The organism is Alkalicoccus halolimnae (assembly GCF_008014775.2).
GTDB lineage: Bacteria > Bacillota > Bacilli > Bacillales > Salisediminibacteriaceae > Alkalicoccus > Alkalicoccus halolimnae.
This window is the reverse complement of the sequence record NZ_CP144914.1, coordinates 1,038,444-1,056,011: the sequence shown is the minus strand read 5'-3', so window position 1 is coordinate 1,056,011 and position 17,568 is coordinate 1,038,444. Positions and strand designations below refer to the sequence as shown.

At 45.7% G+C, this 17,568-nt stretch carries 13 protein-coding genes and 1 riboswitch; of the genes, 1 reads left to right on the top strand and 12 read right to left on the bottom strand.

The features are described from left to right. Positions 1-103: 103 nt before the first annotated feature. The 10 genes from ppdK to FTX54_RS04595 form a co-directional block, all read right to left on the bottom strand. A complete protein-coding gene (gene ppdK, locus FTX54_RS04640; RefSeq protein ID WP_147803226.1) occupies positions 104-2,785 on the bottom strand; it encodes a pyruvate, phosphate dikinase in 2,682 nt (893 codons plus the stop codon). Then, positions 2,782-3,597, bottom strand: a complete 816-nt coding sequence (locus tag FTX54_RS04635) for a pyruvate, water dikinase regulatory protein (protein WP_147803227.1) — start codon at positions 3,595-3,597, stop codon at positions 2,782-2,784. The genes ppdK and FTX54_RS04635 overlap by 4 nt, the downstream gene beginning before the upstream one ends. A 140-nt stretch (positions 3,598-3,737) precedes the next feature. Further along, positions 3,738-3,890, bottom strand: coding sequence for a DNA-binding anti-repressor SinI (gene sinI, locus FTX54_RS04630; RefSeq protein ID WP_147803228.1), 153 nt, complete (start codon positions 3,888-3,890; stop codon positions 3,738-3,740). A gap of 39 nt (positions 3,891-3,929) precedes the next feature. After that, positions 3,930-4,015, bottom strand: a riboswitch (cyclic di-GMP riboswitch). A gap of 124 nt (positions 4,016-4,139) precedes the next feature. Further along, positions 4,140-4,823, bottom strand: coding sequence for a response regulator transcription factor (locus FTX54_RS04625; protein WP_147803229.1), 684 nt, complete (start codon positions 4,821-4,823; stop codon positions 4,140-4,142). Then, the gene (locus FTX54_RS04620) at positions 4,810-8,052 is read right to left on the bottom strand and encodes an ATP-binding protein (protein WP_187254489.1); all 3,243 of its coding nucleotides are present in this window, start codon (positions 8,050-8,052) and stop codon (positions 4,810-4,812) included. The genes FTX54_RS04625 and FTX54_RS04620 overlap by 14 nt, the downstream gene beginning before the upstream one ends. A gap of 1,594 nt (positions 8,053-9,646) precedes the next feature. Beyond that, entirely contained in the window at positions 9,647-10,759 is a 1,113-nt protein-coding gene (locus tag FTX54_RS04615) for a sensor histidine kinase (RefSeq protein ID WP_187254490.1), read from the bottom strand. Beyond that, positions 10,749-11,429, bottom strand: a complete 681-nt coding sequence (locus FTX54_RS04610) for a response regulator transcription factor (protein WP_147803232.1) — start codon at positions 11,427-11,429, stop codon at positions 10,749-10,751. Before FTX54_RS04610 ends, FTX54_RS04615 begins: the two co-directional genes overlap by 11 nt. A 35-nt stretch (positions 11,430-11,464) precedes the next feature. After that, positions 11,465-12,040, bottom strand: coding sequence for a peroxiredoxin family protein (locus FTX54_RS04605; protein WP_147803233.1), 576 nt, complete (start codon positions 12,038-12,040; stop codon positions 11,465-11,467). Between the two features lie 18 nt (positions 12,041-12,058). After that, positions 12,059-12,802, bottom strand: a complete 744-nt coding sequence (locus tag FTX54_RS04600; protein ID WP_147803234.1) for a cytochrome c biogenesis CcdA family protein — start codon at positions 12,800-12,802, stop codon at positions 12,059-12,061. A gap of 211 nt (positions 12,803-13,013) precedes the next feature. Continuing rightward, the gene (locus FTX54_RS04595) at positions 13,014-13,508 is read right to left on the bottom strand and encodes a hypothetical protein (RefSeq protein WP_147803235.1); all 495 of its coding nucleotides are present in this window, start codon (positions 13,506-13,508) and stop codon (positions 13,014-13,016) included. Positions 13,509-13,726: 218 nt separating this feature from the next. Between FTX54_RS04595 and FTX54_RS04590 the strand changes: the two genes are divergently transcribed. Further along, complete coding sequence (locus FTX54_RS04590; protein WP_147803368.1) at positions 13,727-14,509, top strand: formate/nitrite transporter family protein; 783 nt, start codon at positions 13,727-13,729, stop codon at positions 14,507-14,509. Between the two features lie 247 nt (positions 14,510-14,756). Here the strand turns inward: FTX54_RS04590 and iadA are convergent, their stop codons facing one another. Then, complete coding sequence (gene iadA, locus FTX54_RS04585; protein ID WP_147803236.1) at positions 14,757-15,920, bottom strand: beta-aspartyl-peptidase; 1,164 nt, start codon at positions 15,918-15,920, stop codon at positions 14,757-14,759. Between the two features lie 10 nt (positions 15,921-15,930). Further along, entirely contained in the window at positions 15,931-17,430 is a 1,500-nt protein-coding gene (gene yfcC / locus FTX54_RS04580; RefSeq protein WP_147803237.1) for a putative basic amino acid antiporter YfcC, read from the bottom strand. Positions 17,431-17,568 lie beyond the last annotated feature (138 nt).

Below are 17,568 nucleotides of genomic sequence, written 5' to 3'. Positions count from 1 at the left end.
TTGACGGAAAAAACATAAAATAGGCCTTCATGATGATCTATATATCACCATGAAAGCCTATTTCGAGTGCTGTAAGATGCTTACATTCAGACGGTATTGAAAGCTATAAAGCCTTCCGCACAGATTTATCAGCAGCAGCTGCTTTCTGCTGTGCCATAATCGCCGCCTGGGCAGCGGCGAGTCTTGCCACAGGAACACGGAAAGGCGAACAGCTTACGTAGTCGAGTCCCTGATTTTCGCAGAACTGAATCGAATGAGGATCTCCCCCGTGTTCGCCGCAAATACCGGTCTTCAGCCCCGGTTTTGTTCCGCGGCCCAGATTGACGCCCATCTCCACGAGTTTCCCGACGCCTTTGCGGTCGATTTCCATAAATGGATTCGCTTCGAGGACTTCCGTTTCGACGTAGCGGGTCAGGAATTTCCCTTCGGCATCGTCGCGGCTGTAACCGAACGTCGTCTGGGTCAGGTCATTTGTTCCGAAAGAAAAGAAATCTGCTTCGGCGGCTATTTCGTCTGCCGTGAGGGCCGCACGCGGGACTTCGATCATCGTGCCGACCGTGTAATCGAGCTTCTGTCCGGTTTCTTCAGCTACCACCTGCGCGGCATTTTCCACAACGAGGCGCATTGCTTTTAATTCATTCACATGCCCGACGAGCGGAATCATCACTTCCGGTTTCACTTCCTGTCCCTGCCCCGCCAGATCGGCGGCGGCATAGAACACCGCTTTTGCCTGCATTTCATAAATTTCCGGATGTGTCATCCCCAGCCTGCAGCCGCGGTGGCCGAGCATCGGATTAAATTCATCGAGTTCCCGCAGTTTCCTCATCAGTTTCTGCTTTTCCTTAAGCTGAGGAGAAGCCGGATCCGTTATCTGCAGTTTCGTCAGATCGACGAGCAGCTCTTCTTTATCCGGAAGAAATTCATGCAGCGGCGGATCGAGCAGACGGATCGTCACGGGAAGTCCGGCCATTTCCTTGAATATACCCGTGAAATCTTCCTGCTGCATCGGCAGCAGCTTTTCAAGCGCCTTTTCACGTTCGGTCTGCGTATCTGCAAGAATCATTTCCTGAACGATCGGGATTCGGGCAGGATCCATAAACATATGCTCCGTACGGCACAGGCCGATGCCTTCTGCTCCAAGTTCGCGCGACTTGGCTGCGTCGTGCGGATTGTCTGCATTGGAGCGGACTCCCATGCGGCGCAGCTCATCAGACCAGACGAGCAGCTCCTGAAATTCCCCGGAAAGCTCCGGCTCCATCATCGGTACTTCCCCGAGAAAGACTTCGCCTGTCGATCCGTCAATCGTAATCGTGTCGAAGTATTGGACAATCTGCCCGTTCACGGAAAACTGTTTATCTTCCAGATTAATTTTCAGACCGTCACAGCCGCAGATACAAGCTTTTCCCATGCCGCGGGCAACGACGGCTGCGTGGCTCGTCATGCCTCCCCGGCTTGTCACAACTGCTTCCGAAGCGATAATACCGTGAATATCATCAGGAGTTGTTTCCGGACGGACGAGGATCACCTTTTCTCCTTTTTTCGCGCATAAATCGGCATCGTCTGCTGTAAAGACGACTTTTCCTGTGGCTGCTCCAGGAGAGGCAGGGAGACCTTTAATCAGACTGTTCCGCTCATAGTTTTCATCTATTCGCCGGTGAAGAAGATGGTTGAGCTGATCCGGATTGACGCGCAGAAGCGCCTCTTCTTTCGTAAGGACATTTTCTTTTTTCATATCCACCGCGATTTTGACTGCGGCCTGAGCCGTGCGCTTGCCGTTTCTCGTCTGCAGAAGATATAACTTTCCGCTTTCAACAGTAAATTCAATGTCCTGCATATCTCCGTAGTGGGCTTCCAGACGGTTGCATGTCGAAGCGAACTGTTCATATACATCCGGCATGACGTCTTTCAGCGTCGCAATTGGCTGAGGCGTGCGGATACCGGCCACTACGTCTTCTCCCTGGGCATTTACTAAGTATTCGCCGTACAAAATTCCTTCCCCGGAAGATGGATCCCTCGTAAAGGCAACGCCGGTCCCGGAATCTTCTCCCATGTTCCCGAATACCATGCTTTGAATCGTGACAGCGGTTCCGAGATCGTGGGGAATTTTATTAAGACGGCGGTAAATCTGTGCGCGGTCATTATTCCAGGAATCAAACACCGCTTCGATCGACAAAAGCAGCTGCCGGTGCGGATCTTCCGGGAACGGTTCGTCTGTATGATCAAGCACGATGCCTTTATAGGTCTCGATAATCGCTTTCCAGTCGTCTGCGGACATCTCCGGATCCGTGCTGTAGCCTTTTTCTGCCCGGTAGCGCTCCAGCTCCCGCTCAAAAAAGTACGTTTCCACTCCGAGAACGACGTCACTGAACATCTGAATAAAGCGTCTGTAGGAATCATAGGAAAAACGGGCATTGCCGGTAAGGCGTGTCATGCCTTCCACGGTATCGTCATTCATGCCGAGGTTTAATACTGTATCCATCATTCCCGGCATCGAGAAAACGGCTCCAGAGCGGACAGATACGAACAGCGGCTGGTCCACTGCCCCGAGCTTTTTTCCTGTTTTATCTTCAAGCTTCCTGAGTGCTGCAAAAAGTTCCTGCTTCACTTTAACAGACAGCTGCGCCTCGTTTGCATAGTAGTCTTTGCATGCATCGGTCGACACAGTAAATCCTTCCGGCACCGGAAGACCGATCCGCGTCATCTCCGCAAGATTGGCTCCTTTTCCTCCAAGAATATTGCGCATTTCCTGACTTCCTTCTTCGAACATGTATACGGCCTGTTTCACGAGTCAGCACTCCTTTCTACTTTTAGAAACTCCAGAATGTAGCTTGCTGTTTCTTCTACTGCTTTATCAGAAACGTTAATGATCGGACATCCGACCCGTTTCATAATGTTTTCCGCGTAATCAATTTCTTTTAAAATTCTGTCCATGCTCGCATAGTCTGCTTCTTCTTTTAACCCCATCGTCCGAAGCCGCACGCGGCGGATACTGTTAAGCTTCTGCGGGGAAATAACGAGGCCGACGCATCGTTCACGCGGAAGCTGGTAAAGTTCGTCGGGCACCTTCACTTCCGGAACGAGCGGTACGTTGGCCACTTTAAACTGTTTGTGGGCAAGATACATCGACAGCGGCGTTTTCGATGTCCGCGAAACTCCGATAAGTACGAGATCTGCTTTTAAAATTCCAGATGTGTCCTGTGCATCATCATATTTCACAGCAAATTCCACTGCTTCAATCCTGCGGAAATATTCTTCGTCTAATTTATGCATCATTCCCGGCTCTTTTTTAGGGGCCGATTCAAACGTTTTTTCCATGGAGTGAAGCAGCGGTTCCAGTAAATTTACTGCCTCAATGCCTTTCTGTGCGGCCAGTTCTTTCATATACCTTCGCAGAGATTCCACGACGATCGTATAGGCAATCAGCGACTTCGACTGTTCCGCTTCTTTCACGAGCCGCTCTACTTTCTTTTCCGTCGTCACATGGGGAAAACGTCTGATTTCTACGTTATTTACGTCAAATTGTTTCAGGGCCGCCCCCACCATGCGGTCTGCCGTTTCTCCTAATGAATCGGATACGATAAACACTTTTTTCACAATAGAAAGCCACCTCTTTTAGAATGTGTCATACTAATAAAAATAGTATAACACATTATTTTTTTTCGTAAATATCATTTGGGAAAGAATATACAAAAAAGCCTGATTTCAACGTTGCTCATTTGAAATCAGGCTTTTCCCCCTTAAATATGTTTTTCTTTCGATTGGGTATTTATATTAAACTCATTCAGCTTTCTCAAACGGATAAATTCTTTTACGTCTTTAGGAGACAGTCCTATTTTTTTTGCCTCCAGCATCAGTTCCGCCCACGCCTCAGCATTCCAATTTCTGTCCATAATTTATCCCACCCTATGCTATAGTAGTTTATTACCTGCATAGGCAGCCCGGCTATCCTAGGTGTCCAGCCCGTAGATCCGTGGCTTTGCGTCCCTGCCTTTCAGCAGGTTTGCCTTTTTCTACCCTTAAATATTAACTTCCCTCCCTTCCCAACATTTTTGCAGAATAAGCGGCGACTTCGACTTTATATTGTTCAGTATACAAAACAAAGGTTAAAACAAAGTTAAAAAAATGAAAAATTTTCCTTTTTAATTTTTTTCAAATTTATATCCGAAACCGCGTATCGTTTTAATAAGGAGGGGTTCATGAGGATTATCTTCTATTTTTTTCCGCAGATTGCGTATATGCACGGTGACTGTCTTCAGATCACCAAAACTGTCATTCCCCCAGATCCGGTCATATATCTGCTCGGCGCTGTACACCCGGCCTTTATTTTTCATTAAAAACTCTAAAAGCTGAAATTCTTTCGCGTAGAGCGATATCTTCTGATTGTTTTTATGCACTTCATACGTGCCGGTATTCACGGTTAATGGCCCTCCCGTAATCAGATGCTGTTCCGGTTCGTTTTTTCCCCGCCTCAGATTCGCTTTAATCCGGGCTTCGAGCTCGTCCAGGTCATATGGTTTTGTTAAATAATCATCACCGCCCGCATTAAGACCAGCTATTTTGTCCTCCGATGATCGTTTACTGCTTAAAAAGATAATCGGGCTCTCTGTCCGTTCACGCATTTTTTTACAGACGTCAAATCCATGGATTCCCGGCAGCATCACATCCAGCAGAATCAGCTCGTAGTCAGTTTTCTTCACTTTTTCTATCGCATCCAGACCCTTCCCGGTGCCTTCCACTTCGTATCCTTTCTTTTCCAAATAAAGCGCCGTGAGGGCACGTATATCTTCATCGTCTTCTACAATCAGTATTTTATTTTTTTTCATAAATATTCCCCCTTCCACTTGCTGCCGCTTTGATCAATCGTACCGGCAGGGAAAAGCTGATAGTTGTACCTTTTCCTATCTCGCTTTCCGCCCAGATTTCTCCTCCGTGGCGGGTGATTATCCCTCTCGTAATAGCTAGGCCGAGGCCGCTTCCCTCTTTTTGTCCACCTTCTTTTGGAGCCCGGTAAAAACGCTCAAAAATATTATTCAGCTGTTCTCTGTCGATGCCGAGGCCATTATCCGTTATGTGAATAACGACTTCCCCTCCGGAATCTGATTCTGTGTTTTCTCTCAGCTCCGCCTTCATGAAGATCTCTCCCCCGGATTCTGCATGCTTCACAGCATTACTTAAAATGTTTTGAAATACCTGATTCATTCTTTCTTTATCAACCTCGACGATAATTTTCTGGTCGTCAGGCCCCATATTAATGACGGGATCAGGAAAATCCCACCCTTCCTGGGCTGCTTCAAGGGAGTATGATTCGTGAAGTTCTGTTATCCATGAATGAAAATCGACGGGTTCTAATTGAACGTTTAACGTCCCTGATTCCAGCTTTACAAGTTCATAAAGATCGTTAATTAACCGCTCAAGCATTTTTACTTTTTTCTGAACAAGCGTTAAATAAACCTCATCATCGGCAGCTATATAACCTTCCCGGACCGTCTGTACATAATTCTGCAGAAAAGTAATCGGCGTCCCCAGTTCGTGGGAAATATTGGACAGCATTTGCTGTCTCGAAGCTTCCATATCTTTCAGCTGTGCATTTTTGCACTGAAGATCCTGATTGGCTGCCTCCAGTTCCTGAGTGCGGATTTCCACCCTTTCCTCCAGAACCATATTCATTTTCTCCAGGTCCGCCTTTCTTTTTTCGAGTTCACTTACTGCCTCTGCATGCTGGAGATGGGTCTTTACCCGGATGAGAAGCTCTTTCCTGTCTGCCGGTTTTACTAAATAATCATTCGCTCCTGCCTCATAGGACGCAATCCGGTCTTCCACCTTATTTTGAGCAGTGAGCATTAAAATCGGGAGTTCCGTCATCGAATATTTTTTTCTTAAAATTTTACACGTATTATATCCGGAAAGTTCCGGCATCATCATGTCGAGAATGACCAGGTCGAACGTTTTTCGTTTCACAGCCGTAAGAATATCCTTACCGTTCATTACGGGAGTTACTTCGTAGCCATCGAGTTCCAGGAAGTTCATGATAACCTGAACATTTACGGGTTCATCATCCGCAAGTAGAATACGTTTCCGACCTGGACGATGTTTTGGTTCCGATAAAATCACTCCTTTCTCTTCTTCTGCTTTTACTGGAATTGATTTTCCTGAAAGAGGCAGAGAAAAGGAAAAAGTGGAGCCTTTTCCTATTTTCGACTGAAGACGGAGTTCTCCTCCCTGATGTTCTATCATTTTTTTCGCGAGATTTAATCCAATGCCCACTCCTTCCTTATAAGCAGCGGAAGCATTTTTCCCCCGTTGAAAAGGATTGAACACTGTCTCGATTTCCTCTTCCGGAATACCGATTCCGGTGTCGGAGATGAATATAGTAACTGTTTCCTTCCCTCTTTCAGCACTGATTCTTACTTCTCCGGAAGGCGTATATTTTATGGCGTTGTATAAAAGGTTGAAAAGCACCTGTTGAATCCGTTGCTCATCAGCGAGAACGAGCGGCAGCTCTTTCGCTTCATTGACAATGGTAAGCTCTCGTTCCTCCGTCATTTCTGAAGTCATCTGTACGACGATATCAATAGCTTCCGCCAAATCCACTTCTTCTGTGTCTATAGAAAGATCCTTTTTTTCAAGACGGGAGAAGTCGGTTATATCGCTTATTAATAAAGAGAGCCGCCTGCCGCTTTTTATGATCATATCTAAGTTTCTATGCATTTCTTTATTGACAGGGCCTGCGACTTCTTCTTTCAGCGACTCTGCCAGTCCAATCATTCCATGAAGCGGCGTCCGCAGTTCGTGGGAGGTCACCGTTAAAAATTCCGTTTTTAACTCATCAGTTTTCCGCAGCGTATCAAGTGCTTCCTGTTTCGCTTCCTCTTTTTCCAAGCGAATCATATTTATCTTGTCCGCCAGCGCAAAGGAAAAAAGAACAAGTTCCACGGAAGTAAGAATCTGCCATGCATATTTCGTGAAAAAGGTGTAAGGAACTATACCCAGATCAGTAAAAACAGAAATCAGGACACCAAATACGAAAAACTGCCAGGCGACAAGAAAATATACAGCCGGCCTGAATCCCTGCCTGTATGCAGCAAATCCGATCGTAATGACAAAAACGATCGTGGAAACCGCAGCCAGCACAGTCAGGTTCAGAGCCAGAGAATAAGAAAAGTACCAGATAATGAGGATTGCTCCATTAACAATTATAGCCCCGTAAAAATATTTCTCTGCCCGGGGCAGTCGTTTTTTTAATTCCAGAAAACTCCTCGCAAATAATAGGGCCATCATATTCGAAAGAATCATAAAGAAGATAATCGAGCGGTTGTTCCACCAGACAGCTTCCGGCCACAGAAATTGATAAGCGAGTCCGGTAAACGACAGAAAAGTTATTAAATTCACGATAATAAAGAGAACGTAGTATAAATAACTGCCGCTGCGGGTGCTGAAGTAGATGAACAGATTGTATATAGCCATTACAGCTGCCAGTCCAACAAGCAGTCCCATGATCAAATAATCCAGCTGCGTTGAATCGCTGTAGGCCGACTGATCATAGAGAGTAAGCGGCAGCTGCATCGCACCGGCTGACTCAAAGCGCATCACATAGTCAATCGGCTCTTCTGCGTCCACATAATCCATCTTGAAAACAAACATCCGGTTATTCATATCCCGCATGGCATACGGATAGAGATCCCCTGCTGCTCTCCTGATCAATGAACCAGAACTTTCTTCGTACAGCTCTACTTCATCCATCGCAGGATTGTCCAGTTTCAAATACCAGACGTCCTCTACAGAGGAAGGATCGACCGTAAAACGCACCCAGTACACCGATTCGGAGTATCCGAAACTCGGAGCCCCCCTTTCGGAAACGGTAAATTCGTTCTCCGCTTCGCCATCTGCAATTTCCCGGACGGTCCAGCTGCCGGCCTCATCTTCCATGATTTCCATGTTGGAATGGATATTCACTTTTTCATCGACCTGATCAAGATCAATCAGAGGAGAAGCATGAGCAGAGATCGGCAGAGCAAATAAAAATACTATCCATAAAGCAGACCAAATTTTCATGCTTTTCCTCCTCTGAATAAATTGGCGATGCGAACGTTCACTTAAGTGAATCATTTTCGTATGTGTGCGCCCTGAAGGAATATACTTGTATTTCTGTAATTCTACATCTTAACGTTCGTTTTATTTATGAAATCGCATGGAAAGGCGGTGATTTCCGGAGGATCAGCAACGTCTTAAACACCCGCTTCAGCGAAAGAGTTCTCACAAAAGTCAGCAGAAGACAAGTAATCAGGAAAGCGTCCGTCTGTAACGGAGGTATTATCGAATGATCCTCTTTATACATACGAACCTGTATTATGAAGTACATTCAAGTGAATAAATCCTAATATTTTATTACATAAACAATCATTCTATAAATACCATCTTTTTCCTTCTTTATTTTTTAATTATGTACAATTTTTATTTTCAATAAGAATAAGCTTCGCCGCAGGTCTCTAACAGCCCCTCGGCGTATTTCTTTAAGCTGAGGCCTAATAAGCAAGTTTACAAGCCCGGACTGAAAGGATTCTGTTCGACAGTCACTCTGCTTAAGAGATGATTTCTTTGTGGTATCGCTGGAGGCAAATTGTACAAAACGATTCTTTAATTTCATAATGCTACTATCATACCATATTTTCGATATTTTCAGAAAAATAAGCTCTGCAGCAGATGCTTCAGCGCCTTGAAATATTATTTTGTTATGAAAAATTTCTCCCTTGAGGGCCGCTTACCGGACGGGGAGGATCTGCACGCCTTTCCCATAGGTATCAGCCCTGATACTGTTGTTTATGAAATAAGAAAAGATAATTTAAACGAATCAATTTCATAAGTCGCTGTAATAAAAGGATTTCCGAACATTGTGAATGATTTTCACTTCAGACGGACGCTTTCCGCGGGGCTCGTCTTCAACTAATTCTTCCAGTGCTTTACACTGGAAGAATGGATTTTCAGACTTCGCTTCATCCCTCCGGAGTCGCCGTCTTCCGTTTCAATCATCGGAATTTATATACGAATATTCAAACTATAAATTGATAAACTGTTCGTTAAAATAGCTTGAAAAGAATATTATGAAATTGATTCAAACAGCAAAAAATAGAGAAATAACATTCCATGAAATTGGAATGTTATTTCTCAGGCTGTTTACAAAGTAATTCTTCCTGTATAAGTAGACGGTTGGCTGTTTCCACTTTCGAAGAGTCGATTTCCGGAGGGAACTCTCTCAGCTGACCTGCCTTTCATAAAACAAAGAATCGTTCTTCCGAAGTCACCCTTCTACAGCTCCAGCATCTGAACAAAAAGAAAGACTTTGCTTTAAACACAAGCGTACTACAGGTTTCTCCTATAAAAAAAGAGGATTTTCTCTGCAGTGTCCGGCGGGGACGCCAGTGGGGTTAAAGCGCCGTCTGAAGATCCTTTCCAATGCAGAGAAGCATTGGAAATAGCTGAAGACAAGCCCCACGGCAAGCTTCCGCCGGTAAGCGGAGGAGAAAATACAAGGAATAGAATAAATAGACTTCTTTCTTTACTTACTCAACACTCTGAGAAATAACATTCCATGAAATTGGAATGTTATTTCTCTACCTGCTGACGTCATTAAACTGCTTTTCGAACAGTTTTAGGAAAGGCCTCCTTTGTTTCCATGAACCTTACCGTCTTTTTCATCCGGAAGCTGTATCCGAAAAGTATGCACCTTGTCTTCCGACGTAACTTCTACTTTCCCGTAATGCTGATCTTCAATAATATTTTTCACAATGGCAAGTCCAAGTCCCGTCCCTCCGGATGAGCGTGCTCTTGAAGAATCAGCCCGGTAAAACCGATCGAACATCGACTGTCGGTCCTCATCGGTAAGAGCAGGGCCTGGGGTTTTCAGGATGATTTCGTAGTAACTGCTCCCTGCCTTTCCGCTTAATCGAACAGAAGCAGTTCCTTCATAATACTGATAGGCGTTCTGCAGAAGGTTGATCACGGCTTTCTGGATACCCTCTTTATGGATAACAGTCCGGTAAGGCTCGGCAGTTACGTCAAAAGGAATCTGTTTATCCGCAAACTTTAACCGGAACAAATCCCCTGCTTCTTCAAGAAGTGCTTTCAAGTCTTCTTCTTTTTTCTGCTGCAGAATCTCTGAAGTCTGCTCATTCCACCTGCTCATCTCCTGCACCTCTTCCACCATGTCGATAAGACGCTGCGACTCTTTGTGAAGGGAAGCGTACAAATCCGCATCTCCTTTAATAACTCCATCGCGCATAGCTTCAAAGTAGCCGCTGATGTTGGAAAGAGGTGTCCTCAGATCATGAGCCATATCACTCAGCATTTTACTGCGGCCTTCATCGTTCCTTTTCAGTCTTTCCCTTAATTCGTTAATATGTCCACTAAGAATACCTACTTCATTAAAAGCCGTCACCCTGACCTCTTCTTCATACTTTCCGGCTTTCAATTTCTCGAGAGAGTCCCCGAGCTGTCGCAGCGGCATCGTAATTTTTTTTGAAAAATAGTAATGAAAAAAGCCCCCGATGGCAATAACTACCGGAATTACGACCCACAGTACAGCAGCCAGCCTCTCACGGAAAAAAACACCGCCTTCTCCCTCTCCGGGAGGAAGCTGATCCACCAGGTTGCAGGCAGTAAGGTAGATAAAATAACTGCTGAGCCCGACAAGGAAACTAATTATCAGGGTGTGCACAATCGTAAGCTGGAAGGTTAAACTGGAGAAACTTCTGTTACGGAACAAACCGATACCCCATTCCCCGGACGGTCTGAATACGTTCTGGTCTGGAAGGGATTTTTTCTATTTTCTCACGGAGCTTTTTAATATGGGCGTCTATCGTTCGATCCATAACCTCGCTGTCTGCATTCGGATGAATCTGCTCCAGCAGTTTATCTCTCGAAAGAACGAGTCCCGGATTTTCCATCAAATAATAAAGCAGACTGAATTCGTATTTTGTCATCGGTACCACTGTATTATCAAGAATCACTTCCCCCCGGCGCGGTTTAATAATTAATCCACTGAGAGCAATCCTCTGACAGAATTGTCCTCCCCGTCGGAGCACTGCCTCAATGCGCGCCATCAGTTCCTGGGGGCTGAATGGTTTAGATACATAGTCATCCGCTCCCATCTTCAGTCCACTGATTTTTTGTTCGCTGCTTGTTTTGGCTGTAATCATGATGATGGAAACCTCATTCCGATTCTGGCTGCGGATCCATTCACAAAGCTCTTCCCCGTTTATTTCAGGCAGCATCAGGTCGAGGAGGACAAGACACGGCGCATGCTTTTCAAACAGATATTTCCCTTCTTCCCCATTGGCAGCCAAAAGCACCTCATAATCTTCTTTTTCAAGATAGACTTTTATGAGATTTCTGATCATGTCATCGTCTTCGACCACGAGTACAAGCTGTTTCATGTTGATCCTCCTTTTCCTGTGCTGCTTCTGTAAGTTTAGTCCATGTCGTCAAAAATCTGAGTCATCGTATCTTCGTTCATCGGCCCTAGAGCGATATGCTGAATCTGACCATTCGTATCAATCATATACGAGGTAGGTACCGGCTGGATATCGAACTGCTCAGCTACCGCCACGTCGCGGTCAAGCAGGATAGGAAAAGTTAATCCGAAATCTTCCCTGAACGTTTCTACCTGCTCGGTACCCGGCTCTGTTTCCGTCAAGTTCACCGCTACAATTTCAATATCGTCCCGCTCTTCATACACGTTCTGCATATCCGGCATTTCTGCCCGGCATGGCGGACACCAGGTGGCCCAGAAATTCAACATTACTTTTTTCTCCCCGCGAAAATCCGAAAGAGAAACTTCCTCCCCATCCAGGGTTTCCAGGGTGAAGTCCGGCGCATATTCTTCTTCGCCGAGCCCTATTTCCTCTTCCGGCACCGGGGGCGGGCCATTACCGCTGGAATCATTTTCTGAATAAGCTTCCTCGGAACCTTCCTGCCAATCGATTGTACTGTAAAACGTCCATCCTATCATCCCTGCAAAAATAACGATAAATATCCATTTTTTCATTGCCTTTCATCCTTTCCTTCAGCCTAATTGTTCGAACCATGTCCCTTCAATCATCCGGAGAATAAAAGCTGAGATATCGGTCAGCTGCCCGGTAAATAAAAGTACGCCCATCAGGATCATCACGCCTCCGCCCACTTTCATAATGAGACCGCTGTAACGGACAATCCACCGGGTGGAACCGATAAAGAAAGTCAGAATAAAGAAGGGCAGGGCAAACCCGATTATATACATAAGGGTGTAAATGAATCCCTGGGAAGGATCACTTGCCGACAGGACGAGAATGGAGGCGAAAATGGGGCCAATACACGGCGTCCATCCAGCCGCAAAACCCATCCCTATAAATGTCGTCCCCGCAAAACCAGCAGGCTTTTTCGTAAACGTAAACCGTTTGTTCTGCATCAGGCTGTTCAGCTTGAATACTCCTGCAACAAACAATCCCATAAAAATAATGAAAATACCGGCAAGTCTCTGCACAAGATTTCCTGAAGAGCCGATGAGAATATCCTGAAGCCACTGCCCCATAAATGTCGCCCCTACTCCGAGAGCCATAAATATGGTGGATACCCCTGCTAAGAAAAAGAACGTGTGGAACATCAACGATCTTCTTACTTTTGTATTTGAAGAAGCCTCCAGCTCTTTTACGCTGATGCCGGTAATGTACGACAAATAAGCCGGGAACAGGGGAAGCGTACAGGGGGAAATAAAAGATACAATTCCCGCAGCAAAAGCTGCCCAGAGTGTTAATTGGTTTAATTCTTCCATGCAATCACCTTTTTTCTTTCGTTTTTAACTCCCCTGAAAATGCAGTCAGAAAAGACGTTCATCTACTAATTTTCACTTTCCAGGATCTTCTTTCTTTTTGAACTCCCAAATAACAAAATAATCAACCACACCAAACCCGGAGCAGCCAGCACCGGGTATATATACTCCGGTACAGCTGCATTCAAAAACGAAGGTCTCCGCTCCAAAAGCGCTATGCTCCCGCGAAATAAGCTCCAGCCGATAAATAAGAAAAGAACGGCATTAGTGGTCCTGTACTGAAACAGCAGGAAAAGAAGGACCCCGCCGGAGGCATAAACAGTACAAAGATCATTTCTGCCGTGATGATAACCGTAAGAAAAGCTCCGAGTACCTCTTTTCCTTTTAGATGATACTTTTTCACACTGTAAAAAAGATAAACCGCGGCTGAAGCGCCCGCTAAAAGCAGTTCCTGAAACCCGCTCGGATAACTGAGTACCGCCATCGGATCGGTAAACAGCCGGGGGAGCATAAATACAGCGCTGCCGAACAGATAGATAATCAGGCCAAAAGCGAAGGCATTGTAGAGCACCTCCCGCAGCTGCCGGTTTTCTTTTCCCTGATATGGTGAACCGTATTTTATGTAAGCAGCAGCTCCTGCAAAAGCTGCAGCCGCTGCCAAAACCGCAAAAGAAAGTGTAAACGGACCGATCGTCCACCCTTGATTCATAAACTGACTCTCCCTTCCTTCATGCACTATAAACAAAGTTTGTGAAAGTTTGATGAAAATGAGGAAGTTTTTATGGAGCAGCCCCTCAAAAAGAGAGCAGTTTTTCCCGATCCAAAAAAAGTTACAACTGCATGCGCTTACACTTTCCTGCGTCTATTTTCTTTTTATTAGAGGAGGCGTATAGTATAGACATCGCAGGAGAGAAAGGACGGAGTAAAATGGAAATTCAGTCGCTTGAGCAAGTGGAAAAGCTTGCTTTAAAGAAAGAAAAAATATTCAATACCGGGCGCGGACGCTACCTTGTCAGAGCGATGCTCGCCAGCATGTTTATTGGTTTCGGCGTTATTGTCGCTTTTAAAACTGGCAGCTATTTTTATATGGAACAGTCTCCATGGACGTACCCTATGGCAGGCATTACATTCAGCGTAGCCATTATTCTTATAGCCTATGGCGGAGCTGATTTGTTTACAGGAGATACTTTTTACCATACATACGCTGCGATGCGCAAAAAAATGCGATGGCGGACCGTAGGGAAGTTATGGACTTATACATACTTAGGAAATATCATGGGCGCGGGAACTTTCGCTTTCTTAATCTATACGACCGGCCTTTTCAATGATCCAAATGTGAATGCTTTCCTGCTGACGGTAACAGAGCAGAAAATGACTGACCCCGTCACCCAGCTCTTTTTTCGGGCCGTTCTCTGTAACTGGCTGATCTGCCTTGCTTTCTTCGTACCTCTTTCTATGAAAGAAGATATTGCAAAAATGACGGCGATGATCTTTTTCGTATTCTGCTTTTTCATTTCCGGCTACGAGCACAGCATTGCCAACATGTGTACGTTTGCGATTGCTCTTGTTCTCGATAACCCGGAAGCCGTTTCGCTTGAAGGAATGGTCCGGAACCTGGTGCCAGTAACGCTCGGCAACATTCTTGGAGGCACCATTTTTATGGCTGTCGTGTATCACTACATTAATAAGCCCTTTCTGGAAAAGGATTAACGGAAAAACAGCAGGACTGCCACTCAGCAAATAGAAAGGCTGCTTTGAAAATAAAGCATTTAAGCGATGAGCCTCCGCCTTCGCCGCCATGCGGACGCTTTCCGGGCGGGTTGAAGCGGAGTTTTCTGTATTTATCAACAACAGAATGCTTTAACAGAGCCAATAGAAAAAATCCCTTACCGTATGTTTAGGTAAGGGATTTTTCTGTATAGCCAAGTGTATGGGAGATGGCTGATTTTCCGATATTTTATTCAAATGTTCCTTTTACAATGACGGTTCCTTCTTTCACCATTTTTTGGCCTTTAGCCCAAACATCTGTAATATGCCATTCTTTATCCAAGAGCAGAAGATCGGCATCCCCGCCCCGTTCTATTTTCCCTTTTTGCACCAGCTTCAGGATACGGGCCGGATTTTCGGTAACGGTCCTGACCGCATTCTCAATATTTACTTTTTCCTCTAAAACGGCTTCCCGGAGCGCTTCAAACAAAGATCCGGTATTGGCCACCTGCAGGCCGGTGAATTTCCCTTCTTTATTAAAAGAAGGCAGGCTGCCCTGTCCGTCGGAGGTCATCGTTATAAGCGCCGGATCAACTTCCGCTTCCAGAGCACGGCGTACTGCTTTTGCAGCCTTCACTTCTCCTCCATCAAGAAAAGAGGGAATCGTACTCGTCGTGAAATCAATGATTCCTCCCCTTTCAGCAAACGCGAGACCCTGCTGGAATAAATTCTCTGTCCGGTTCACGTGAGTAGGACAGAAAACTTCAATCGGCAGGTCAGTCGTTTCTACGACATCGAGAAGCGGCTGCAGTCCCGCAGATCCATCACCGATGTGAACATTTACTATTCCTGCTTTTCCGGAAAGCATCCCACCGATGCGGGCTTTGGAAGCGAGTCTTGCAAGTTCTTCGGTCGTCGGCTGGGACGACCGGTGATCACTAACAGCAACTTCTCCGACACCGATAATACGGTCGATCAGCAGCAGATCGTCTTCAATGCTCCCTGTCACCGTGCGTACAGGCACGTGATAATTGCCGACATGCACGTAGCAGCTGATGCCTTCTTCTTCGAGCCCGCGTGCTTTTGCAATCAATTCCGCTGTCGTGCGCGTCGTTCCATCTGTTCCGATTACACCGACGAGTGTCGTAATCCCGTAACCGACGGCATCGGAAAGCTGAAGTTCCGGCGTCCTCGTATGATAGCCGCCTTCTCCGCCCCCGCCGATAATGTGAACGTGGCTGTCAATTAAGCCCGGTATCAGTATTTTCCCGCTTCCGTCAATGACTTCTGTTTTATATCCGGACGGAGCTTCAAGCTCTCCAACGGCGAGAATGCGGCCTTCCGTAAAAAGCACATCCTTTTTACCGAGAAACTGCGGCGCATAGATTTCTGCATTTTTTATTAACGTAAACATGTGCTCACCTCTAACTAAAATTAATTGCTACGGCAATAAATACGAATATGAGAGCCAGTCCAAACAGGATAAGCTGGAATTTGAAAATGAAACGGAACCATGTTCCCCAGTCCACACGTGCAGCCCCGAGTGTGCCCATCAGCGCAGCGGAAGTAGGGACAATAATGTTTGTGAGCCCATCACCGAGCTGAAATCCAAGTACAGCTACCTGCCTCGTTACTCCTGCAATATCGGAAAGCGGAGCAATGAGTGGCATTGTTAAAGCTGCCTGCCCAGATCCTGAGACGACGAAAAAGTTAATTCCCGACTGAAACAGCAGGATAAAACTCGCGGAAAGCACTTCCGGCATGTTATCTACAAGTCCGCCTGCCTGATAAAGGATCGTGTTCAGTACGGAACCTTCATCTGCAGCATCGCCGCCGAGAATAATCACGATCCCTTTAGCCATTCCAACGACAAGCGCTGCCGGAAGCAGCTGCTGTGCTCCTTCTGAGAAACTTTCTGCTATATCGTTTACAGTCATATCATTTAATTTAAACAGAACTCCAATAATACCTGCTGTGAGGCCAATAGTGAAAAACTGGGTCGCAATTTCCGGAATAAAGTAGGCATCCTGTACAACTCCCCAGATGATCCAGACGATTCCAAGTCCCAGTGTCATTACAACGAGACTATCTCCTATAGTAAATTTCCCGTTTAACTCCTGATTCTGACTATGCTTTCTGAAATATTCGTTGGATTTGATCGAATACGACGCCTCCGGATTTTTTCGTACTTTATTAGCGTACCACATCGTGTAGATGATCCCGACTGCTGTAAATACAGCCCACATGGCGATGCGGAACGGGGCTCCGGATAAAACAGGTACATCGGATACCCCTTGGGCGATCGCCACGCCGAATGGATTCATCCAGGATGTTGCAAAGCCTATTTGTGTCGCCACGTACGTAATCATTACACCGGTAATGGCATCATAACCGAGAGCAATAACGAGCGGGATGAGAATTATCGCAAAGGCAATCGCTTCCTCCCCCATGCCGAAAACTGCTCCACCAAGGGAGAAAAAGAAAAACATCACTGGAATAAGCAGAGCTTCTCTTCCTTTTGTTTTATCAATAATTGCAAAAATGCCCTGATCGATGGCTTTCGTACGCATAATAATGCCGAACGCTCCGCCAATGATCAGAATAAAAGCAACGACGCCGACGGCTGATCCCCACTTATCTCCGGAGACAAGACCTTCAAACATGTAATTGAGAAATCCTGCTCCGCCAAAGGGTTCAAACAGGCTGACGCCTTCTGTGGCTGGTTCTCCTGCCTCGTCCGTCATATACTCAAATGTTTCCGGAATCAGGACGGTGCGAGTATCCTCCTGCCCCTGATTATCGTAGGTAACCTCTTCTGTCTCAAACATTCCCATCGGTACAAAATACGTTAATAACCCAGCAAGTACAACGACGAAAAATATAATCACAAACGTGTGCGGTGTTTTCCACTCTCTCTGCTTCATAGTTCTTCCTCCTTTAAATATGACCCTTGCTTATTCATTAATGCAAAAAGAGTGCCAATATTTAAAAAGTTGAAAAAGCGGCCTTCGACGTGTTTTTTATACTTTTTATGTTTTTATTTGCTGATATAATAAAAACAT